Origin of the sequence: Micromonospora sp. WMMA1363 (assembly GCF_030345795.1) — a bacterium.
GTDB lineage: Bacteria > Actinomycetota > Actinomycetes > Mycobacteriales > Micromonosporaceae > Micromonospora.
Genome location: NZ_JAUALB010000001.1, coordinates 627,937 through 649,491 on the forward strand (window position 1 = coordinate 627,937; position 21,555 = coordinate 649,491).

The 21,555-nt window shown below is 72.2% G+C and carries 15 protein-coding genes, 1 tRNA gene and 4 pseudogenes; 18 read left to right on the forward strand and 2 right to left on the reverse strand.

Annotated elements, in window-relative coordinates:
• The first annotated feature begins 10 nt into the window (after window positions 1-10).
• The 7 genes and pseudogenes from QTQ03_RS02960 to QTQ03_RS02990 all read left to right on the forward strand — a co-directional run bounded on the left by QTQ03_RS02960 (window position 11) and on the right by QTQ03_RS02990 (window position 9,655).
• The gene (locus QTQ03_RS02960) at window positions 11-952 is read left to right on the forward strand and encodes a copper transporter (protein WP_289276601.1); all 942 of its coding nucleotides are present in this window, start codon (window positions 11-13) and stop codon (window positions 950-952) included.
• A 106-nt stretch (window positions 953-1,058) separates the two neighbouring features.
• Window positions 1,059-1,880, forward strand: coding sequence for a hypothetical protein (locus QTQ03_RS02965; RefSeq protein WP_502889835.1), 822 nt, complete (start codon window positions 1,059-1,061; stop codon window positions 1,878-1,880).
• Between the two features lies 1 nt (window position 1,881).
• Window positions 1,882-3,585 carry a murein biosynthesis integral membrane protein MurJ gene (gene murJ / locus QTQ03_RS02970; protein WP_289276603.1) on the forward strand — a complete coding sequence of 568 codons (1,704 nt, stop codon included), beginning with the start codon at window positions 1,882-1,884 and terminating at the stop codon, window positions 3,583-3,585.
• The gene (locus QTQ03_RS02975; protein WP_289276604.1) at window positions 3,582-4,748 is read left to right on the forward strand and encodes a glycosyltransferase family 4 protein; all 1,167 of its coding nucleotides are present in this window, start codon (window positions 3,582-3,584) and stop codon (window positions 4,746-4,748) included. Before murJ ends, QTQ03_RS02975 begins: the two co-directional genes overlap by 4 nt.
• A pseudogene (locus QTQ03_RS02980) lies at window positions 4,748-7,153 on the forward strand (hypothetical protein). The gene QTQ03_RS02975 and the pseudogene QTQ03_RS02980 overlap by 1 nt, the downstream one beginning before the upstream one ends.
• Before the next feature lie 148 nt (window positions 7,154-7,301).
• Window positions 7,302-9,053 carry a CTP synthase gene (gene pyrG, locus QTQ03_RS02985; RefSeq protein ID WP_289276605.1) on the forward strand — a complete coding sequence of 584 codons (1,752 nt, stop codon included), beginning with the start codon at window positions 7,302-7,304 and terminating at the stop codon, window positions 9,051-9,053.
• A complete protein-coding gene (locus QTQ03_RS02990; RefSeq protein ID WP_289276606.1) occupies window positions 9,050-9,655 on the forward strand; it encodes an NUDIX domain-containing protein in 606 nt (201 codons plus the stop codon). The genes pyrG and QTQ03_RS02990 overlap by 4 nt, the downstream gene beginning before the upstream one ends.
• 56 nt (window positions 9,656-9,711) lie before the next feature.
• Here QTQ03_RS02990 and QTQ03_RS02995 read toward each other — a convergent pair whose 3' ends face one another.
• Window positions 9,712-9,930 (reverse strand): TM2 domain-containing protein, encoded by a 219-nt coding sequence (locus QTQ03_RS02995; RefSeq protein WP_289276607.1) that lies wholly within the window; start codon window positions 9,928-9,930, stop codon window positions 9,712-9,714.
• A gap of 328 nt (window positions 9,931-10,258) precedes the next feature.
• Between QTQ03_RS02995 and ald the strand changes: the two genes are divergently transcribed.
• The 9 genes and pseudogenes from ald to QTQ03_RS03040 all read left to right on the forward strand — a co-directional run bounded on the left by ald (window position 10,259) and on the right by QTQ03_RS03040 (window position 18,757).
• Window positions 10,259-11,374, forward strand: coding sequence for an alanine dehydrogenase (gene ald, locus QTQ03_RS03000; RefSeq protein ID WP_289276608.1), 1,116 nt, complete (start codon window positions 10,259-10,261; stop codon window positions 11,372-11,374).
• A gap of 11 nt (window positions 11,375-11,385) precedes the next feature.
• On the forward strand, window positions 11,386-12,378 hold the full coding sequence (locus QTQ03_RS03005) for a site-specific tyrosine recombinase XerD (RefSeq protein WP_289276609.1): 993 nt from the start codon (window positions 11,386-11,388) through the stop codon (window positions 12,376-12,378).
• Between the two features lie 169 nt (window positions 12,379-12,547).
• Window positions 12,548-13,471 carry a ParA family protein gene (locus tag QTQ03_RS03010; RefSeq protein WP_289276610.1) on the forward strand — a complete coding sequence of 308 codons (924 nt, stop codon included), beginning with the start codon at window positions 12,548-12,550 and terminating at the stop codon, window positions 13,469-13,471.
• Between the two features lie 41 nt (window positions 13,472-13,512).
• The gene (locus QTQ03_RS03015; RefSeq protein ID WP_289276611.1) at window positions 13,513-14,640 is read left to right on the forward strand and encodes a segregation and condensation protein A; all 1,128 of its coding nucleotides are present in this window, start codon (window positions 13,513-13,515) and stop codon (window positions 14,638-14,640) included.
• Window positions 14,637-15,478: pseudogene (gene scpB, locus QTQ03_RS03020) on the forward strand (SMC-Scp complex subunit ScpB). Before QTQ03_RS03015 ends, scpB begins: the two are co-directional and overlap by 4 nt.
• Window positions 15,465-16,235, forward strand: a complete 771-nt coding sequence (locus tag QTQ03_RS03025) for a pseudouridine synthase (protein ID WP_289276613.1) — start codon at window positions 15,465-15,467, stop codon at window positions 16,233-16,235. The pseudogene scpB and the gene QTQ03_RS03025 overlap by 14 nt, the downstream one beginning before the upstream one ends.
• Before the next feature lie 168 nt (window positions 16,236-16,403).
• Window positions 16,404-17,084 (forward strand): (d)CMP kinase, encoded by a 681-nt coding sequence (gene cmk / locus QTQ03_RS03030; RefSeq protein ID WP_289276614.1) that lies wholly within the window; start codon window positions 16,404-16,406, stop codon window positions 17,082-17,084.
• Window positions 17,081-18,478 (forward strand): ribosome biogenesis GTPase Der, encoded by a 1,398-nt coding sequence (gene der, locus QTQ03_RS03035; RefSeq protein ID WP_289276615.1) that lies wholly within the window; start codon window positions 17,081-17,083, stop codon window positions 18,476-18,478. The genes cmk and der overlap by 4 nt, the downstream gene beginning before the upstream one ends.
• 205 nt (window positions 18,479-18,683) lie before the next feature.
• Window positions 18,684-18,757 (forward strand) — tRNA-Pro (locus tag QTQ03_RS03040).
• 75 nt (window positions 18,758-18,832) lie between these two features.
• Here QTQ03_RS03040 and QTQ03_RS03045 read toward each other — a convergent pair.
• Window positions 18,833-19,669: pseudogene (locus QTQ03_RS03045) on the reverse strand (tyrosine-type recombinase/integrase); the annotation flags it as partial.
• 78 nt (window positions 19,670-19,747) lie between these two features.
• On the opposite strand from QTQ03_RS03045, the pseudogene QTQ03_RS03050 reads away from it, so the two are divergent.
• Together QTQ03_RS03050 and QTQ03_RS03055 are read left to right on the forward strand one after the other, a co-directional pair.
• A pseudogene (locus QTQ03_RS03050) lies at window positions 19,748-20,014 on the forward strand (transposase family protein); the annotation flags it as partial.
• A 119-nt stretch (window positions 20,015-20,133) separates the two neighbouring features.
• A protein-coding gene (locus QTQ03_RS03055; RefSeq protein ID WP_502889682.1) for an IS3 family transposase occupies window positions 20,134-21,533 on the forward strand; the annotation gives its coding sequence in 2 pieces (ribosomal slippage) (window positions 20,134-20,467 and window positions 20,467-21,533; 1,401 coding nt in all).
• Window positions 21,534-21,555: the final 22 nt, after the last annotated feature.

A 21,555-nucleotide genomic window follows, 5' to 3' on the forward strand; every position in this document is an offset into this window, starting at 1 on the left:
GGCTGCAGGTGTGATCAACTTCCGGTACCACGTGGTGTCTCTGACCGCGGTTTTCCTGGCGTTGGCAATCGGCTTGGTGGTCGGCACCGCCGCGCTCAACGGCCCGGTCGCCGACTCCCTGAAAGAGAACGTCAACGCGCTGAGCAAGGCCAACCAGCAGATGCGCCAGGCGGTCAACAGCATGGAGGAGGAGCTGGCCCGTGAGGAGGACTTCGCGGCCGAGATCGCCGGGGTGGTCCTGCCGGGCAAGCTCGCTGGCAAGCGCGTGCTGGTGCTGAGCCTGCCTACCGGGCGCGACCACACGGAGGGCGTGGTCAAGATGCTCGAGCTCGGCGGGGCCGACGTGACCGGTCGCATCGACCTGCAGGACAAGTTCATCGACCCGGACAACAACAGCGACCTGCTCGAACTGGCCGTCACCGCGACCCGCCCGACCAGCGCGCCCACGCCGAACCTGCCCGGCAACGGGCACGGCGTGGAGACCTCCAGCGCCCTGCTGGCCAGCGTGCTGCTCGACCGGGCGCCCGGTGCGACACCGGTGAGCGAGGCCGACCGGAGGGCCGTGCTGGCCACGTACACGAACGGGAACTACCTCACTACCTCGGAGCGGGTCACCGCCCCGGCGCAGGCGGTCGTCGTGGTCAGCGGTCAGCCGTACGTCGACAAGGACTCCGCCAAGAAGGACGAGTCGGTGGTGAGGGTCGCTGAGCAGTTCGACCGGACCGGTGCGATCGTGGTCGCGGGCAACGGCTCGGCCGACAGCAACCTGGTCGCGTTCGTCCGGGGCGACGCGGTGCTGGCCGGGTCGATCTCGACGGTCGACAACGCGAACACCATCCAGGGGCAGCTGGTCACCGCGCTCGCGTTGGTGCAGCAGCTCACCGAGAAGGAGGCCGGCCATTACGGCGTCGGTGACGCCGCCGCGAGCCTGCTGCCTAGACTGCCCCAGTGAGCGAAGCATCCACCCCGCTGTCCGGACCGTCGCCCCGCCCCGTTTGTCGCGAGGGGGCGGCGTGAGTCTGCTCGGTCGGATCCTACTCGCCGGCGCCGGTGCGGTGATGACTCGTTACGCGTTGCGCGAGGTGCGTACCTCCCCGGTCGGCCCGGCGCTGGAACGCACCAACTTCCGTGGCCGGACCGTGACCCTCGCCGCCGGCCCGGCGCTCGCTGCCGGTGCCGCGGCGTCCGGCGCCTTCGGCGCGGCCGGCGGCGCCGCGGGCGGAGCTGCGCTGGTCGCCGGGCTTGGTGCCGGAGCTGTCGGGCTCTACGACGACGTGGTCGGGGCGCGGCCCGAGCAGAAGTCCGCCAAGGGCTTCGCCGGGCACCTCGCCGCGCTGCGCGCGGGACGGGTCACCGCCGGACTGGTCAAGATCGTGGGAGTGGGCGCTGTCGGGGTCGGCGCCGCCGCGCTGCTCGCCGCCGATCCGACGGTCGCGCGGCACCCCCAGCGGCAGCGGCAGGGCGTAATGGCGCATGGCATCGACGTGCTGCTCGGCGCGGGCGTGATCGCCGGCACCGCCAACCTGCTCAATCTGCTCGACCTGCGGCCAGGCCGGGCGCTGAAGTCCGGACTGCTGCTCGGCGCCCCGCTGCTGCGCGGACCACATGCCGGGATCGCCGCTGGCGCGGTCGGCGCCGCCGTCGGGCTGCTCCCAGCCGACCTCGGCGAGGAGTTGATGGTCGGCGACAGTGGCGCCAACGCGCTCGGCGCGATGCTCGGCGTCACGCTCGCCGCCCGGACCGGTCCCGCCGGTCGGGCCGGGCTGCTGGCGGTTCTCGCCGGGCTCACCGCGGCCAGCGAGAGGGTCAGCTTCACCCAGGTCATCCAGCGGACCCCCGGGCTGCGCGAGCTTGACGCACTGGGCCGTCGCGCGGACTGACGTGACGAACCCGGCACCCCTTGCCGGCGTCGGCCGCCTCGCCGGAGCGGCCGCGCTGATCGCCGCACTCACCGTGCTGAGCCGGCTCGCCGGGTTCGGCCGCACCGCGGTCTTCACCTGGACCCTGGGGCAAACCGACCTCGGCGGCACGTATGTGATCGCCAACGCGGTCCCCAACGTGATCTTCGAGATCGTCGCCGGCGGCGCACTGGCCAGTCTGGTTGTCCCGCTGCTGGCCGGGGCGGTGGCAGACGGGGACCGGGTGACCGTGGCCCGCACCACCGGCGCGCTGCTCACCTGGACGCTCTCCCTGCTCGTGCCGCTCGCGCTGGTGGTGGCGGTGCTGGCCGGGCCGGTCGTCGAGCTGCTGGGCCACGGCCTGACGGACGTCCAGCAGGCCAGCGGCGAGCGGATGCTGCGGGTGTTCGCCCCGCAGCTACCGCTCTACGGGGTGGGCATCATCCTCACCGGTGTGCTCCAGGCACACCGCCGGTTCGCCTGGCCGGTGGTCGCGCCGCTGCTGTCCAGCCTCACCGTCATCGCGGTGTACCTGGGCTTCGCCGCCGTGGAGGGGCGGCTGGCCCCGCTGACGGGCGTCAGCCGGGGCGGGGAACTGTTGCTGTCGGCGGGCACGACCGCTGGCGTGGCGGTTCTGTCCCTGTCATTGGTGATCCCGTTCCGCCGGCTCGGGGTCACGCCGGTTCCCGGGTTCCGGTTCATCGGCGACGCTCGCGCCCGGGTCCGTGGGCTCGCCGTGGCTGGCGCGGTGACCGTCAGTGCCCAGCAGGTGGCGTTGGTGGTGACCCTCAACCAGATCACCTACGGCGCGGAAACCAACCCTGCCGTCTTCAACCTCGCGCAGGCCGTCTACCTGCTTCCGTGGGCCGTGCTGGCGGTTCCGCTCGCGGTGGCCGCGTACCCCAACCTGGCCGCCGCGCACACGGCCGGGGACGAGGCGGCCTACCGGGCGACCCTGGCTCCGGCCGTACGGGGTGTGCTGCTGCTCAGCTGTCTCGGCGCCGCCGCGCTGGTGGGCACGGCCGTCCCGGTCGGGCGCTTCTTCTTCTTCGACGGCGCCGCGGCCGGCACCGCCGCCGCGGCGGTCGCCGGCTTCGCGCCCGGTCTGGTCGGGTATGGCCTGTTCGCCGCGCTGAGCCGTGCTCTCTACGCCCGCGGCGAGACCCGGACGGCCACGGGTGCCATCGCTGTCGGCTTCCTCGTGGTGCCCGTCGCGGTGCTGCTGCTGGGCGCGGTACTGCCGGTACGCGACCGGGTGCCGGCGGTCGCCCTCGCCAACTCGACGGGGATGCTGGTGCTCGGCGCCCTGTTGGTCGTCGCGGTTCGGCGGGCGGCCGGCGTGGCCGCCCTCGCCGGCCTGCCCCGGGCGGGCCTGGCGGGGCTGCTCGGTGGCGGGCTGGCCGCCTTCGCCGGCTGGACGGTGTCCCGCTGGTTCGCGGCCGGGGACGGCACCCCGGCCGCGCCGGCGGCACTCGCACAGGGCATGCTGTCCGGAGTCCTGGTCGGCGCCGTGTTCCTTGCGGTGGCCTGGACGCTCGACCGGCCGGATGTACGACCGTTGCTCGTCGGGCTGCCGCGGCGCCTCAGGCTATCCCGCCGGAGGTCGACCGACGTCCGGGTCGGCGGACCGCAGGAGGACGGGGTCCCCCCGGAGCGGGGCGACGGGAAGGAGACGGTGTCCCGGTGACGGATCGGACCTCGCGCGCCGGCTGGCGCGGCTCGGTGACCCTGTTGCTCGCCTCCAGCACCGGCGGGGTCGGGCAGCACGTCCGTTCGGTGGCTGCCGGCCTCACCACCGCCGGCGTCGCCGTGCGGGTCTGCGGCCCCACCGAGACCCAGGAGCAGTTCGACTTCACCGGTGCCGGCGCCCGTTTCCAGCCGGTGGCGATCCCGGCCAGCCCGACGCCGGCCGACGCCCGCGCGGTGGCCACGATACGCCGGGCCCTCGCCGCCGACCCGGTCGACGTGCTGCACGCCCACGGGCTGCGCGCCGGGCTGGTCGCCGTCCTCGCCCGGCCGGCTGTCCCGCTGGTGGTCACCTGGCACAACGCGGTGCTCGCCGGCGGGCTGCGCGGAAGTGTTTCGCGTCTGCTCGAGCGGGTCGTCGCACGCGGCGCCAGGTTGACCCTCGGCGCCAGCGCCGACCTGGTGGAGCGGGCCGCCGCGCTGGGCGCGCCGGACGCTCGGCTCGCCCCTGTCGCCGCGCCCGTGCTGCCCGCGCCGCACCGCCGCCGCGAGGCCGTTCGCGCCGAGTTCGGCGTCGACCGTGACCAGCCACTGGTCGTCTCGGTCGGCCGGCTGCACCCGCAGAAGCGGTACGACGTGCTGGTGGACGCCGCCGCCCGATGGCGTACGCGGACGCCGGCGCCGGTCGTGGTGATCGCCGGCAGCGGTCCCGCCTACCTTCCCCTAGCCGCCCGGATCTCCGCCGCCCGTGCGCCGGTGACTCTGCTCGGGCACCGGACCGACGTGGCGGACCTGCTCGCCGGGGCCGACCTCGCCGTGGTGACCAGCGACTGGGAGGCCCGGCAGCTGTTCGCGCAGGAGGCGATGCGGGCCGGTGTACCGCTGGTGGCGACCAGGGTCGGCGGCCTGCCGGAGCTGGTCGGTGACGCCGCCGCGCTGGTGCCGCCGAGCGACATCGACGCGTTGGACGACGCGGTGCGCGGTCTGCTCGACGACGCCGCCCGCCGGGCGGAGCTGGGCCGGCGGGGTGCGGCCCGGGCGGCGACGTGGCCCACGGAGGCCGACACGCTCGCGCAGCTCACCGCGCTCTACGCCGAGCTGGCACCGGACGCCGCCGGTCCCACCGCCCCCGACGCCGACGCCCCATCGACGGGACGCCGGTGATGCTTCGGCGTCTCGCCCCGATCCTGCTGACCTTGCTCGTCGTGTCGCTCGGCGTCACCGCGTTGGCCGCCCGGCCGGCGATCCGCACCCCGGAGCGGACCGCCGACTACGTGGTGCTGGTCGGGGTGGCGGGGCTGCGCTGGGACGACGTCGGGCCGAAGACCACGCCGACGCTGTGGCGGATGGCCCGGAACGGCTCGATCGGTTCGCTGTCGGTGCGGTCAGCGCACCGACCCACCTGCCCGGTGGACGGCTGGCTGACCCTGGGTGCGGGCAGTTTCGCCGCGTGGCCCGGCAACCGAGCCGCCGGCTCCTGCCCACCTACGGAGGTGACGGTGAGGCGGCCGGACGAGATCGGCGCGAATCTGCCCGATCAGGAGGGCGTCGTCCTGCACAACCAGGAACGGTTGCCGTGGGGGACCCTCCCCGGTTCGCTCTCGGAGTCGGTTCGCTGCTCGGTGGCGGTCGGCCCGGGCGCCGCCGTGGCCGCGGCCCGGCCGTTCGGGCGGGTCGACCGGTACGCGCCGGAACTGCCGGCCGACCCGTCGGGCCTGCTGCGCTCGTGCGTCCTCAGCATCGTGGACCTCGGTACGGTCGCCGGTGAGGACCCGTCGGCCCGGGCGGCGGCGGCTCACGCGGCCGACATCCGGCTGGCCCGGGTGCTCGCCGCCCGTCCACCCCGCTCCCTGGTGGTGGTCGCCGGGTGTCCGACACCGAGGCACCGTCCCGGCTGCACGTTGCCGTCGCCGACGGGCCCGGCTGGGAACGGGGCTGGCTGACCTCTCAGTCCACCGCCCGGGTGGGATACCTGCAACTGGTCGACATCGCGCCGACCGCGCTGACCACGCTGGGCCGGCCGCTGCCCGAACGGCCGTTCCTCGGCCGGCCCGCCGAGCCGGTGGACGGACGGCCGGCCGACCTAGCCGCGGCGATCGCCGGGCCGGCGGACGCCGACCAGGAGGTCGCCGCGCGGCGCGAGGCCACCGGTTGGTTCTTCGGCCTGCTCGTCGTCAGCCAGGTGGCGCTCGGGGTGGCGGTGCTGCCACTGCTGCGCCGGGCCCGCCGACACGCCGGCCCGTACGGGCCGAAACCGGTGTCCCGGTGGGTCGTGTCGGTGGTGGAGCTACTGCTGGTCGCCGCCGCGCTCGCGGTGCCCGCGGCACTGCTGGCCGACCTGGTGCCGTGGTGGCGCGGTGACCACGCCGGGGTGCGGTTCGCCGCCGTCACGGTCGCGCTGGTGGTCGCGGCGACCGTGCTGGTGCGGTCGCTGCCCCGGTACACGAGCACCCTTGGGCCGCTGGGTGCGGTCGCCGGCCTCGCCACCCTAACCGTGGGCGCGGACGTGCTGACGGGCGCCCGTCTCCAGCTCAACGCGGTGGTGGGGTACTCGGCGCTGGAAGGCGGCCGGTACGCGGGCCTGGGCACGGTCGGGCTCGGGGTGTTCCTGGCCGGGGCGTTGCTCACCGGGGGCTGGCTCGCTCAGCGGGTCCACCGTTCCTGGCGGCCGATGGTGATGGTCGCCGTCGGCGGTGCCGCCGTCGTGGTGGTCGGCAGCCCGTACCTCGGCGCCGAATCCATCGGCGCGATCGCGCTGACCGCCGGGGTGAGCGTGGCCGCGGCGATCAGCGCCGGTGGCTGGCTGACGCTCAGCCGGCTCGCCTGGGCGACCATCGCGGGGCTGGCGGTGACGATCGGGTTCGCCGTGGTTGACCTGCACCGTCCGGCCGCCGAGCGGAGCAGCCTCGGCCGGTTCCTGGCCGCGATGGCCGACGGCACCGGAGGTCCTGCCGTGCACCGCTCCGGCTCCGCCAACCTGCAGAGCTTGGTCGACAGCCCGCTGACGGTGCTTGCCCTGGGCGGCGCCATCCTGGTCTGGTTCGCCCTGCTGCAGCCCTGGGGCGGCCTGATGCGGCTGTTTGGCATCTACCCGGCGGTTCGGGCGGCACTGACCGGCACCGCGGTAGCGGCGGTGATCGGCGGGGTGCTCGGCGGTGCCGCGCTCGACGTTGCCGGGGCAGCCGCCGCGCTGGTGGTACCGATGGCGGCGCTCGCCTCACTTCGGGTGCTCGATCACTCCGCCGACCGCACCCGGCCGGCGGCCGGGTGCGGTCGGCGGTTCGGGCGGCGGTCCGAACCGGGACGGTGGGCCTACCGGCTCCGCCGGTAACCGTGCGCCCGGTCCGGACCCCGTCCCCCAGGACGGTTCCGGTGCGGCCCCGGCAGCCCGGGGCGGCGACACTCCGGCCCCGGCGACCCGTGGTGGGGACAGCCCGGCCTCGGCGCCGCCGTCCGGCGGCGGCCCGGGGGAGGGCGCGCGGGACGCCTGCGGACCGGATGTCGACGGCCACGGCGACAGCGGGCGGATCCCGGCGGCGCGGGCATCGAGCGAGGTCACAGCGGGCTGACCGGTGTGCGACACCCGAGGTCCGGCGCGGGTGCGCCGGACCTCGGGTGTCGGTGAGGTGTTACCGTGGAGTCCCGTGGATCGCGTGATCACTTGGCTGATCGGCACGGCGGTCTGCATGACCGCGACGGACGACACGGGAGCAGGCCTTGGCCCCTTCAGCACGGACGACCAGGCACATTTTCGTCACCGGGGGCGTGGCCTCCTCGCTGGGTAAGGGCCTCACCGCCTCCAGCCTCGGCAACCTGCTCAGTGCGCGTGGCCTGCGCGTGGTGATGCAGAAGCTCGACCCCTACCTCAACGTCGACCCCGGCACGATGAACCCGTTCCAGCACGGCGAGGTCTTCGTGACGGAGGACGGTGCCGAGACCGACCTCGATGTCGGCCACTACGAGCGGTTCCTCGACCGTGACCTGTCCGGCAAGGCCAACGTCACCACTGGCCAGATCTACTCCGACGTGATCGCCAAGGAGCGGCGCGGCGAGTACCTGGGCGACACCGTCCAGGTCATCCCGCACATCACCAACGAGATCAAGTCACGGATCCTCGGCATGGCCGACCCGGGCACCGACGGGCAGCTGCCCGATGTGGTGATCACTGAGGTCGGCGGCACCGTCGGCGACATCGAGTCGCTGCCGTTCCTGGAGGCGATCCGGCAGGTCCGCCACGACCTGGGCCGGGACAACTGCTTCTACCTGCACGTGTCGTTGGTGCCGTACCTGGCGCCGTCGGGCGAGCTGAAGACGAAGCCGACCCAGCACTCGGTGGCCCAGCTGCGCAGCATCGGTATCCAGCCGGACGCGCTGGTGCTCCGCTGCGACCGGGACATCCCGGACAAGGTCAAGGAGAAACTGTCGCTCTACTGCGACGTGGACCGGGAGGCGGTCACCGCCGCCCCGGACGCCCCGAGCATCTACGACATCCCCAAGGTGCTGCACAGCGAGGGGCTCGACGCGTACGTGGTGCGCCGACTCGGCCTCTCCTTCCGCGACGTGGACTGGACCAGCTGGGACGACCTCCTGGAGCGGGTGCACCAGCCCCGGCACACGGTGACCGTCGCCCTGGTCGGCAAGTACGTCGACCTGCCCGACGCGTACCTGTCGGTCAGCGAGGCGATCCGGGCGGCCGGCTTCGGCCACCGGGCCCGGGTGCAGCTGCGCTGGGTGCCCAGCGACGAGTGTGTCACCCAGGCCGGGGCCGCAACCGCGCTGGCCGGCGTGGACGGCGTCGTGATCCCCGGCGGGTTCGGCGTCCGCGGCATCGAAGGCAAGATCGGCACCGCCCGGTACGCCCGCGAGAAGGGCATCCCGCTGCTCGGACTCTGTCTCGGTCTGCAGTGCATGACCATCGACGTGGCCCGCCATCTGGCCGGGATGGACGGGGCCAACTCGCTCGAGTTCGACGAGGAGGCCGCGCACCCGGTCATCGCCACCATGGCCGACCAGGAGGACATCGTCGCCGGCAGGGGCGACCTGGGCGGCACCATGCGGCTCGGGGCGTACCCGGCGACGCTCGCCGAGGGCTCGGTCGTCGCCGAGGCGTACGGCAGCACCCAGGTCAGCGAGCGGCACCGGCACCGGTACGAGGTGAACAACGCCTACCGCGACGCGCTGACCAGGGCGGGCCTGCGCGTCTCCGGCACCTCGCCGGACGGCCGGCTGGTCGAGTTCATCGAACTGGACCGCGAGCTGCACCCGTTCTTCGTGGCCACTCAGGCGCACCCGGAGCTGAAGAGCCGCCCGACCCGTCCGCACCCGCTGTTCGCGTCCTTCGTGCGGGCGGCCATCGCGTACTCGGAAGCCGACCAGCTCCCGGTCGACCTGGCCGCGGCGGCGCCGCCGGCGACGAAGGCCAGCAGCAACGGCGGTACCGCCGCGGCGAAGGCGGCGTCGGCCACGTGAGCGCGGTCGAACACCGCTACGAGCTGCTTGCGCGTACCGAGCGTTATCGGGGCCGGATTTTCGAGGTGGTCAGCGACGAGGTGACCATGCCCGGTGGCGGCACCGCGGTGCGCGACCACGTCCGGCATGTCGGGGCGGTGGCCGTGGTGGCGCTGGACGACGCCGGCCAGGTGGTGCTGATCCGGCAGTACCGGCACCCGGTCGGGCGGCACCTGTGGGAGTTGCCCGCAGGGCTGACGGACGTCGCCGGCGAGGACCCGGCCGTCACGGCGGGTCGGGAACTGGCGGAGGAGGCCGATCTCACCGCGGGTCAGCTCGACGTCCTGGTCGACCTGCACAGCTCGCCCGGGTTCACCAACGAGCTGGTCCGGGTCTTCCTGGCCCGGGACCTCGCCGACGTGCCGGCCGAGCGGCGCCACGAGCGCCGTGACGAGGAGGCCGACCTCCAGGTGGTCCGGATCGACTTGGACGAGGCGGCCGGCATGGTGCTGAACGGCGAGATCACCAACGCCTCGGCGGTCGCCGGGCTGCTCGCCGCCGCCCACGCCCGCGGCCTGGGCCGGTCGGCGTTGCGCCGCACCGACGCGCCGCTGCCGCGCTGAGGGCGTACGAGAGGGGCCGCGCGGGGAACCGCGCGGCCCCTCTCGTACGGATCGAATCAGTCCCGCAGGGGGCGCCCCTGGGCGTCGGTGCCGCCGTTGATGAGGATCAGGATGCCGTCGATGAAGCCCCAGATGCTGCCGACGCCGAGCGTGCACACGCTGACGACGAGCTGAAGGACACCGATCTTCACATCACCGATGTAGAAGCGGCCGGCACCGAAGAAGCCGAGCAGGATCTGCAGGACGCCCGCGACGACCTTGCTCTTGTCGGACACGCCCGCGGTGGCCGGGCTGGTATGGAGGAGTTGTCATGGGGCGACACGATAGTGATCCACTCGCTGGGTGTCTCCGGCGGGATGCGCCGGATGGGACGATGACGAACGAAAGTGTCCTGACGACGGCTGAGGCCGTCTCGGACCGCCGGTCAGGTGGCGCTTGACACTTCGTCAGGGGGATCGGTCGCCACATGTCACTGTGCTCGCTCCTCCAGGACGCCGGCGCGCCTAGACTGCCGCCGACGGGACCGGTGAACCGTGGCGGCGAAGGGGCCGTCGTGGCACCGGGCAGTCGGGGCGGGCCGCTCCGGAGGAAGGTGTCTGCATCGTGAAGGTCGGAATCCCACGCGAGGTCAAGAACCACGAGTACCGCGTGGCGATCACGCCCGCGGGTGTCAACGAGTTCGTGCGCGCCGGCCACCACGTCTTCGTCGAATCGGGTGCCGGCGTGGGGTCCAGCATCACCGACGACGACTTCGCCACCGCCGGTGCGAAGATTCTCGCCACCGCGGACGAGGTGTGGGACACCGCCGAGCTGGTCCTCAAGGTCAAGGAACCGATCGCCGAGGAGTACCACCGGATGCGTGCGGGGCAGGTGCTCTTCACCTACCTGCACCTGGCCGCCTCGAAAGAGTGCACCGACGCGCTCGTCGATCGCAAGGTCACCGGCATCGCGTACGAGACGGTGGAACTGCCCGACCGGTCGCTGCCGCTGCTCGCCCCGATGTCCGAGGTGGCCGGCCGGCTCGCCCCGCAGGTCGGCGCATACCACATGCAGCGGCTGGGCGGTGGTCGCGGTGTCCTGATGGGCGGCGTCTCCGGCGTGTACGCGGCCAAGACGGTCGTCATCGGCGCCGGCGTCTCCGGCATGAACGCCGCCGCCATCGCGCTCGGTCTGCAGGCCGAGGTGCTGCTGCTGGACAAGAACGTCGCGCGGCTGCGGCAGGCCGACGCCATCTACCGCGGGCACCTGCAGACGGTCGCCTCCAACGCGTACGAGATCGAGCGGGCCGTGCTCGACGCGGACCTGGTCATCGGCGCGGTGCTGGTGCCCGGAGCGAAGGCACCGACGCTGATCTCCAACGAGTTGGTCTCCCGGATGAAGCCGGGCAGCGTGCTGGTCGACATCTCCATCGACCAGGGCGGCTGCTTCGAGGACTCGCGCCCCACCACGCACGCCGAGCCGACGTACAAGGTCCACGAGTCCATCTTCTACTGCGTGGCGAACATGCCCGGTGCGGTGCCGCACACCAGCACCTACGCGCTGACCAACGTCACCCTGCCGTACGCCCTGGAACTGGCCAACCGGGGTTGGCGGGAGGCGCTGCGCCGTGACCCGGCACTCGCCCTGGGCCTCAACACCCACGCCGGCCAGGTCGTCTACGGCCCGGTCGCCGAGGCCCACGGCACGGCCACCCTGCCGCTGACGGAGGTGCTGGCCTGACGGGCGACCGCATGACCGTCGCGGCGCACGGGGCCGGCCCGGGCGTGGAGCCCGCGCCGGCCCTACGCCGTGCCGTCCGCGGCTACCTCGACCACCTGACCGTCGAGCGTGGACTCTCCACGAACACCCTCGCCTCGTACCGTCGAGACCTCGACCGCTACCTCGGCACCCTCGCGTCGGCCGGGGTGACCGACCTGGCGGCGGTCGGCCCCGCGCAGGTGGAGGCCCACCTCGCCCGCCTGCGCGCCGGCGACGACGGACACCCGCCGCTGGCCGCCTCGTCCGCCGCCCGGGCGGCCAGCGCCGTCCGCGGCCTGCACCGCTTCGCGCTGCGCGAGGGCCTGACCGGCGCCGACCCCAGCCGTGATGTCCGCCCGCCCGCGCCGCCCCGTCGGCTGCCCCGGGCGCTCCCGGTCGACGATGTGATCCGGCTCCTGGAAGCCGCCGGCCCGGTCACCGCCACCGGCGGCGGCGCGGGGCTCGCACTGCGCGACCGGGCGCTGCTGGAGTTCCTGTACGGCACCGGCGCCCGCATCTCCGAGGCGGTCGGCGCCGCCCTCGACGACCTCGACACCGTCGAGGGCACCGTGCTGCTGTGCGGCAAGGGTGGCCGGAGTCGGCTCGTCCCGATCGGCGGTTACGCCGTCGAGGCGCTACGCGCGTACCTGGTCCGGGCCCGGCCCGCGCTGGCGGCCGGCGGTCGGGGCACCCCGGTGGTCTTCCGCAACGCCCGGGGCGGGCCGCTGTCCCGGCAGGGGGCCTGGACCATCCTGCGACGGGCCGCGCAGCGGGCCGGACTGCCGGTCGACGGTTCGGCGGCGGTCTCCCCGCACACCCTGCGCCACTCGTACGCCACGCACCTGCTCGACGGAGGCGCCGACGTCCGCGTCGTCCAGGAACTACTCGGCCACGCCTCGGTGACCACCACCCAGGTCTACACGCTGGTCACCGTCGACCGGCTGCGTGAGGTGTACGTCATGGCCCACCCGAGGGCCCGCGGCTAAGACCCGTCGACACGCCGCGCGGGTGCCGAACGCCCTGCTCGCCGGTGGCGTACAGTCGGGTGCGGCGCGGACCTGGCGGGGAAACGCGGACCGGTTTGCGCGGCGGCGCCGCGAACCGGCGTCGGTCGACTCCGACGCCGGGTGGTCGTCGGGAGGGGGCAACGAGGACATGGCAGGCAACGGTGACCGTGCCGAGACCTGGACGTCGGAGCTCCGAGAACAGCAGGCCTCACTCGGTACGGATCTGGGCCCGGCGGATCCGGCCGCGTACACGATGCGCAAGCCGATTCCCGAGCCCATGCCGACCGATCGGCACGGCCCGGCCCGGATCATCGCGATGGCCAACCAGAAGGGCGGCGTCGGCAAGACCACCACGACCATCAACCTGGGTGCCGCCCTCGCGGAGTACGGCCGCAAGGTGCTGCTGGTCGACTTCGACCCACAGGGCGCCCTCTCCGTCGGCCTCGGCGTCAACCCGCACAACCTCGACCTGTCGGTCTACAACCTGTTGATGCAGGACGACGTTACCGCCGAGGACGTCCTGATCAAGACCGACGTGGCCGGGCTGCACCTGCTCCCCGCGAACATCGACCTCTCAGCCGCCGAGATCCAGCTGGTCAACGAGGTCGCCCGCGAGATGGCCCTGGCTCGCGTGCTCAAGGGTATCCGCAAGGAGTACGACTTCATCCTGATCGACTGCCAGCCGTCCCTGGGCCTGCTGGCGATCAACGCGTTGACCGTCGCGAACGGGGTGCTCATTCCCCTCGAGTGCGAGTTCTTCAGCCTCCGTGGGGTGGCCCTGCTGCTGGACACCATCGACAAGGTGCGCGAGCGGCTCAACTTCGACCTGGAGCTGGAAGGCATCCTCGCCACCATGTACGACAGCCGCACCACCCACTGCCGGCAGGTGCTCCAGCGGGTGGTGGAGGCGTTCGGCGACAAGGTGTACCAGACGGTCATCACCAAGACCGTGAAGTTTCCCGAGTCCACCGTCGCCGGGGCGCCGATCACCACCCTCGACCCGGCGTCCTCGGGTGCGCGCAACTACCGGCAGCTCGCCCGCGAGGTGATCGCCGCTCAGGCGGAGCGGTAGGCCGAACGCCGGATGTCCGTGCCGTGGACTACGGTTTTCCGGTGACCGCACCGCCCCTCGACCAGCCCGTGCCGCACGGCGTCGGCGCCCCCGTGGCCGCCGCCGAGCTGGCCGCCGAGGCCGTTGGTGTGGTGCCTGCCGACCCGGAGACGGTGGCGCAGAGCAGCGGCTTCACCGTCCGGCTGGCGAACTTCACCGGTCCGTTCGACCTGCTGCTGCAACTGATCAGCAAGCACAGGCTGGACGTCACCGAGGTGGCGCTGCACAAGGTCACCGACGAGTTCATCGCGTACATCCGGGCCATGGGCGACCAGTGGGACCTGGACGAGACCAGCGAGTTCCTGCTGGTCGCCGCCACTCTGCTCGATCTGAAGGCGGCCCGGTTGCTGCCCGCCGCCCAGGTCGAGGACGAGGACGACCTCGCCCTGCTGGAGGCGCGTGACCTGCTCTTCGCCCGGCTATTGCAGTACAAGGCGTACAAGGAGGCGGCGGCACACATCGGGGTGCTGGAGGAGACCGGTGGGCGGCGCTGGCCACGCGCGGTCGCCCTGGAGCCGCGCTACGCCCAGGCCCTTCCCGACCTGGTGCTCGGCATCGGGCCGGAGCGGCTGCGGGCACTCGCCGTGCAGGCCTTCGCACCGAAGCCGATACCCGAGGTGTCGATCACCCACGTGCACATGGCCCGGGTCAGCGTCCGGGAGCATGCCGGAATCATCGCCGAGCGGCTGCGCCGGGCCGGCGCAGCCACCTTCGCCGCGCTCTGCGCGGACTGCGCGGCCACCCTGGAAGTGGTCGCCCGGTTCCTCGCGCTGCTGGAGTTGTACCGGGAGGGTCTGGTCGCGTTCGTCCAGGAGCAGGCCCTGGAGGAGCTGACCGTACGTTGGACCGGCCCCACCGACGGCGGTCCCGACCTGGACATCGACGAGTATGCCGGCGCCCCGTCGCCTGCCCTGGCCGCCGATCCCGGGGCGGCGGCGCCCGCCGGGCCGGAGTCCGGGCCGGCATCGGCCGGGGTGGCGGTCGGTCCGGCGGCACCGGCCGGGGCGACCACCTCGGCAGCGGCGGTGGCCGGAGCCACGGCTGGGTCCCCGACGCCGGCATCGCCGGCGTCGGTCGGCGGCGTGCCGGCGCGGGACGGGACGGGATCGACGGAGGAACGAGCGGAATGAGTGACGAGGAGCGCCGGGAGTCCCTGGCTGACCAGGCCGCCGCCTGGGTCCCCCCGTGGGAACGTCCCGGCCCACCGGCCGAGCCGGCTACGGCACCGGGCGTGGAGCCGGCTACGGCACCGAGCGCGGAAGATCTTGGAAGGGAAGGGACCCAGGAGGGGCCGGACTTCCCCAGGCCGCTGCAGAGAGCGCAGGCTTCGGGGAGTCGACGACCGGCCGGGACGCTGCCCGCACATCCGACCGGGCGCCGCGAGCCCGGCGGCGGGTGGCGGTCGCGCCGGCGCCGGTTCTCGACGAGGTGGAACTGCGCGGTGCGCTGGAGGCGATCCTGTTGGTGGTGGACGAACCGGTCACCGAGGCGACCCTCGCCGACGTGCTGGAGCAGCCGGCAAAGCGGATCGCGGCGATGCTGACTGAGATCGCCGCCGGCTACACGACGGCCGGCCACGGCTTCGAGCTGCGCCGGGCGGCGGGTGGCTGGCGTCTTTACACCCGGCCGGAATACGCGGCGTACGTGGAGCGGTTCGTGTTGGACGGGCAGTCCGTGCGGCTGACCCAGGCGGCGCTGGAGACCCTCGCCGTGGTCGCCTACCGGCAGCCGGTGACCCGCTCGCGGATCTCCGCCATCCGCGGGGTCAACTGCGACGGCGTGATCCGTACCCTGGTCTCCCGCGGGCTGGTGGAGGAGTGTGGCACCGAGACGGACAGCGGTGCCCACCTCTACCGGACCAGCACCCTGTTCCTGGAGAAGCTCGGACTGGACAGCGTGGCGGACCTGCCGCCGCTGGCCCCGTTCCTCCCCGACGATGTGGAAGACCTTGCCGATGCCACGCGATGACCGCGCCCCGACGCCCGACGCGCCCAGCTACACGGGCCCCGAACGCCTGCAGAAGGTGCTCGCCGCCGCGGGCGTCGGCTCCCGGCGGGCCTGCGAGGACCTGATCTTCCGCCGGCGGGTGACGGTGAACGGCCGGGTGGCGCAGCTCGGCGACCGGGCAGACCCGACCCGCGACGTCATCCACGTCGACGGGGAGCGTCTCCAGGTCGACACCCGCCTGGTCTACCTGGCGATGAACAAGCCCCGCGGGGTCGTCTCGACGATGGCCGACGAGAAGGGGCGCACCGCGCTCGCCGACTTCCTCGGCAACCGCGTGGAACAGCGGGTCTACCATGTCGGGCGGCTCGACGCGGACAGCGAGGGCCTGCTGCTGCTCACCAATGACGGGACGCTCGCACACCGGCTCATGCACCCGTCGTACGGGGTGTCGAAGACCTACCTGTGCGAGGTTTCCGGCCCGATCCCGCGTGCGTTGAGCAAGCGCCTCGCGGCGGGCGTGGAGCTCGAGGACGGCCCGGTGACGGTCGATTCGTTCCGGGTGGTGGACAGCCTGGGCCGGACCGCCCAGGTGGAGGTGACCCTGCACGAAGGGCGCAAGCACATCGTGCGGCGCCTGCTCGCAGAGGTGGGGCACCCCGTGTCGCGGCTGGTGCGCACCTCGATCGGGCCGATCCGGCTCGGTGACCTGCGGGCCGGGCGAACCCGCCGGCTGACCAACGCGGAGGTCGCCGCGCTGTTCAAGGCCGTCGGCGACTGAGGCTGGCGGTGGCGGGTACCGCTGGCGGTAGGCTCCCTGCGGCCCATCCGTGGCGGAGGGCGAGTTGCGGCGGCGCGGCCGGACGGCGCGGAGCCGGGCATGATTGGAAACAGTGTGTTTTCCGCTCGCGGATCGGATCCGCGGGGTACGGGACTGAGGAGGACGACGGTGGAGGAAAGAGTACGAACCGGGCGCTGTGTGGTTGCTCTGGACGGGCCGTCCGGTTCGGGTAAGTCCACCGTCTCCCGTCGACTCGCGATCGCCCTGGGAGCCCGCTACCTGGACACCGGAGCGATGTACCGGGCGATCACCTGGGCCGTGCTGCGCTCAGGGATAGACCTGGCCGACCCAACGTCGGTGGCGAAGGTCGCGGGGGAGACCGATCTGCGCATCGGCACCGACCCCGAGGGGTACGGCGTAACGGCGGACGGGACAGGCGTCGAGGCGGAGATCCGAGGGCCCGAAGTGACCGGCGCGGTTTCCGCCGTGGCCGCCGTGCCGGCGGTACGCGCGCTGCTGGTTGCCCGGCAGCGGGAGATGATCGCGACGGCCGGCCGGATCGTGGTCGAAGGGCGTGACATCGGCTCCGTGGTCGCGCCCGACGCAGACCTGAAGGTCTACCTGACCGCCTCCGATTCCGCCCGGGCCGCCCGGCGCAGCGCCGAGGACGCCACTGACGTGGCCGCCACCGCGGCCGACCTGGCCCGCCGGGACCGGCTGGACTCGACCCGGATGGCCGACCCGCTGGCCCAGTCGCCGGGCGCCGTCGTGCTGGACACCACCGAGCTGGGCGTCGACGAGGTCGTCACACGCCTTCGGGAGTTGCTCACCGAGCGGGGTGTGGCGTGACCGAGGGCTGGGTGGAACTGCACGAGCCGGACCTCGACGGCGAGGAGTCGACCGGCCCGCAGCCCGTGGTGGCCGTCGTCGGCCGTCCCAATGTGGGCAAGTCGACGCTGGTAAACCGGATCATCGGCCGCCGGCAGGCGGTCGTGGAGGACGTCCCGGGGGTTACCCGGGACCGCATCCCGTACGACGCGCAGTGGAACGGCCGGCAGTTCACCGTGGTCGACACCGGCGGTTGGGAACCGGACGCCAGGGACCGGGCCGCCGCCATCGCCGCGCAGGCCGAGGCGGCGATCGCCACCGCCGACGTGGTGCTGTTCGTGGTGGACGCCGTCGTCGGCTCGACTGACGTCGACGAGGCGGCGGTGAAGATGCTGCGGCGCAGCGCCAAGCCGGTGATCCTGGTGGCAAACAAGGCCGACAACAGCGCGATCGAGATGGAGGCGACCTCGCTCTGGTCGCTCGGCCTCGGCGAGCCGCACCCGGTCTCGGCCCTGCACGGCCGCGGTTCCGGCGAGCTACTCGACGAGATCATGGACAAGCTGCCGGAGGCGCCGAGGATCGTCGAGCACCGGCCGCGCGGCCCGCGTCGGGTCGCCCTGGTCGGCCGGCCGAACGTCGGCAAGTCGAGCCTGCTCAACCGCTTCTCTGGCGAGGAGCGAGCAGTCGTCGATTCGGTCGCCGGGACCACGGTCGACCCGGTGGACAGCCTGGTCGAGATCGGCGGCGAGACGTGGCAGCTGGTCGACACCGCCGGGCTGCGCAAGCGGGTCGGCAAGGCCAGCGGCACCGAGTACTACGCCAGCCTGCGGACCGGCTCGGCCATCGAGGCCGCCGAGGTGGCCGTGGTGCTGCTCGACGCGAGCGAGGTGATCAGCGAGCAGGACCAGCGGATCCTGTCGATGGTGACCGACGCCGGCCGGGCCCTGGTGATCGCGTTCAACAAGTGGGACCTGGTCGACGCCGACCGCCGGTACTACCTGGACAAGGAGATCGAGCGGGAGCTGCGCCGGATCCCGTGGGCGATCCGGCTCAATCTGTCGGCGAAGACCGGCCGGGCGGTGGACAAGCTCGCCCCGGCGCTGCGCAAGGCCCTGGCAAGCTGGGAGACCCGGGTGCCGACGGCTCAGCTCAACGCTTGGCTGACCGCGCTCGTGCAGGCCACCCCGCACCCGGTACGCGGCGGGCGGGCGCCGAAGATCCTCTTCGCGACCCAGGCGGGCGTGGCGCCGCCCCGCTTCGTACTCTTCACCACCGGTCCGCTGGACGCTGGGTACCAGCGCTTCGTCGAGCGCAAGCTCCGCGAGGAGTTTGGCTTCGAGGGCAGCCCGATCGAGATCTCGGTACGCCCGCGCAAGAAGCTCGGCCCAGGTGGTCGCGGCAAGGCCCACGGCTGACCTCGTATCCACTCCGCCAACCGGAGATCGTGGAGGTCCCGGCCCAAGGACGGCCGATTCGTTTCCACTAAACCCTGCCATGTCCCATCCTCCTAGGATGCCTTGAGTGAGGTGGGGCGGGTGACCACTGGAGGGGTGGATGCGGACGTCAGGAAGATCGTGCGGTAAGCTGTACCGGCTGTCGCGGGAAGTCAAGCGGGAGCATCGGGACGTGGCGCAGTTTGGTAGCGCACTTGACTGGGGGTCAAGGGGTCGTCGGTTCAAATCCGGCCGTCCCGACGCAGCTCAGAGGCCATTCGGGATCTTCCGGGTGGCCTCTTTCGATCTTGTACAGCAGCGAAGTGCAGCAACGGCTCATTGATCGAGGCTCTCGCCTAGCTTGCGCAGGGCCTCCCTGGTGGCCTTGGACGAGACCTGGCTGTAGATCTCCATCGTGATCGAGAAGTCCGCGTGTCTCAGGATCGCCATCGCGATCCGGGGATGCACGTCCAGGTCAACCAGCAGCGAACCACAGGTACGCCGGGCATCGTGAACAGTGATCTTCGGGACGCCGGCACGGGTGATGCGGCTGTCGTAGGACCGGTTGAAGTTCCGCGGCTCGACCGGGAGCCCGTAACGGGTCGTGAAGATCATGGCCATGTCGTGCCAGGCGTCGCCGGCTTTCTCTCGCGCTGTCTCCTGTTGCCGGTGGCGGTGCCGCAGTGCGGTGACGCAGATGGCCGGCAGCGGTAGGGGAGCGTCAGACTCCTCGGTCTTGGTGGCCCGGTGCAGCAGCCGGCCACGTACCCGCTGGAGCTGCTTGTCGATGACGAGGCTGATGCCGTGGTTGTCACGGCAGCCCTCGCAGAATGGCTCGCTGTGTGTGGTGCAGGGCTTGTCCCAGCCGTCCCAGTCGATGTGCTCCCAGGTGAGGCCAAGGACTTCACCCTTGCGGAGGCCGAGCACGAGGACCAGGACGTAGGCGGCGTACAAGTAGTCGTCGCTGTCACGAGACGATTCCAGGAACGCCCGTGCTTCCTCACTGCTCCACGACTTTCCCTTGCGGGCGCGGATCGGTGGGAGCTTCACGAGAGCCGCGACGTTCTTGACGACCAACTCCTCCACCACCGCCTGAGAGAGCGCCGAGCGGAGAACAGCGCGGACTCCCTTGACGGTGCGCGCCGAGGGAAGGTCTTGGCAGCACCGGCCAACGGGAGTGTCAAGTTAACGGCCCTGTCTCACTTTCGGTGGTGACGGAGGGTGGCGGGTGTCATTGTTCATTGTTCCTATGTGGAGGATGTCAACAGACTTGTACAGACGGTGTTCTCGGGGCTGTCCCCGCTGGTCATCGAGGACGTGACCGATGAGGGTGAGCGGATCGTGGTGCGGGCCCGGACGCCGCGTGACACTGCGGTCTGCCCGAGGTGCGGGGCCTCGTCCGGACGGGTGCACGGCTATCACTGGCGGACGGTCGCCGACGTTCCGGTCGACGGGCGCCGGGTGGTGGTCCGTGTGCGGGTGCGGCGTCTGGTGTGCCCCACGCGCGGCTGCCGCCACCCTGTCTGCCAGGGTGAGTTGAGGCCAGCGGTTCATAGCAAGTCCGCCGGACAGGGCGAGTTCAGGATCGAGAAGCGTTGGATGCTGCTGTTGACGTCGTGACGGCCCAGGATGGGGTCATGAGTGGCAAGAAGGGTCCGCGTTCAGGCGGGCCGCGGGCACGTCGGTCGTTCACGCCGGGGCAGAAGTTGGAGTTGCTGGCCGGGTATGAGCAGGCCGTCGCGGCTGGTGAGGGTGGTGCGTTCCTGCGGCGTGAGGGTTTGTACTCGTCGTTGATGTCGGAGTGGCGCCGGGCCCGTGATGCCGGGCTGTTGCAGGGCAAGCCGGCGGGTGAGACGGTCGGGAGGCCGTCGGCGGAGCAGGCCGAGATCGCCCGGTTGCGGCGTGAGCTGGAGCTGGCGCAGGCGAAGCTGGCGCGGACCGAGACGGCGTTGACGATCATGGGAAAAGCGCGAGAGCTCTTGGAGGACATCTCCAGGAGCGAGCCGGACGGTCCGGACGTGTTCGGGCTCGGCAGGCGCTGATGGCCGCCTATCACGAGCTGACCAGTGCGAGGATCACGACGCGGGACGCGAAGCGGTTGACCGGGATCGCCCGGTCCAGCGCGGACCGGGACCGGCGGCGGCCGACACGGGCGGCGCCGGTGCGGCGGACACCGGCGAACGCGCTCACCCCGGCCGAACGTGAGCAGGTCCTGCGCCTGGTGAACAGTGCGGAGTTCGTCGACGCGGCCCCGGCCCAGATCTACGCGGCGCTGCTGGACCAGGGCGTGTACGTCGGTTCGATCGCCACTATGTATCGGGTTCTGCGCGAGCACGCACAGGCGCGCGAGCGGCGCAGGCTGGCCCGGCACCCGGCCCGCCGGCGTCCCGAGCTGGTCGCTGACGCCCCGCGGCAGGTCTACAGCTGGGACATCACGAAGTTGGCCGGACCTGCGAAGGGCGTCTACTACGACGCCTACGTGATGATCGACATCTACTCCCGGTACATCGTCGGTGCCCGTGTGCACGCCCGCGAGTCCGGCCCCCTCGCGGAGTCGATGATGCGCGAGGTGTTCGGTGTCCATGGCGTCCCGCACGTCGTGCACGCCGACCGCGGCACGTCGATGACGTCGAAATCGGTGGCTGACCTGCTCGAAGACCTCGACGTGACCCGCTCGCACTCCCGGCCGAAGGTGTCCAACGACAACCCGTACAGCGAGGCCTGGTTCAAGACGTTGAAGTACGCGCCGGTCTTCCCGGACCGATTCGCGTCCCTCGCCCAGGCGCGAGCGTTCATGAACGACTTCGTGACCTGGTACAACCACGCCCACCGGCACTCCGGGATCGGCCTACACACCCCCGCCGACGTCCACCACGACCGTCACCACACCGTCCGCGCCAACCGCGAGGACACCCTCGCCGCAGCCCGCACGGCGCACCCGGAACGGTTCGGCACCACCCGGCCCCTGCCCAAAATCCTCGACCTGCCCGGACAGGTCTGGATCAACAAGCCCGAGCCACAACGACAAGCCGCTTAACTCCCGTTGGCCTCAATCCCTT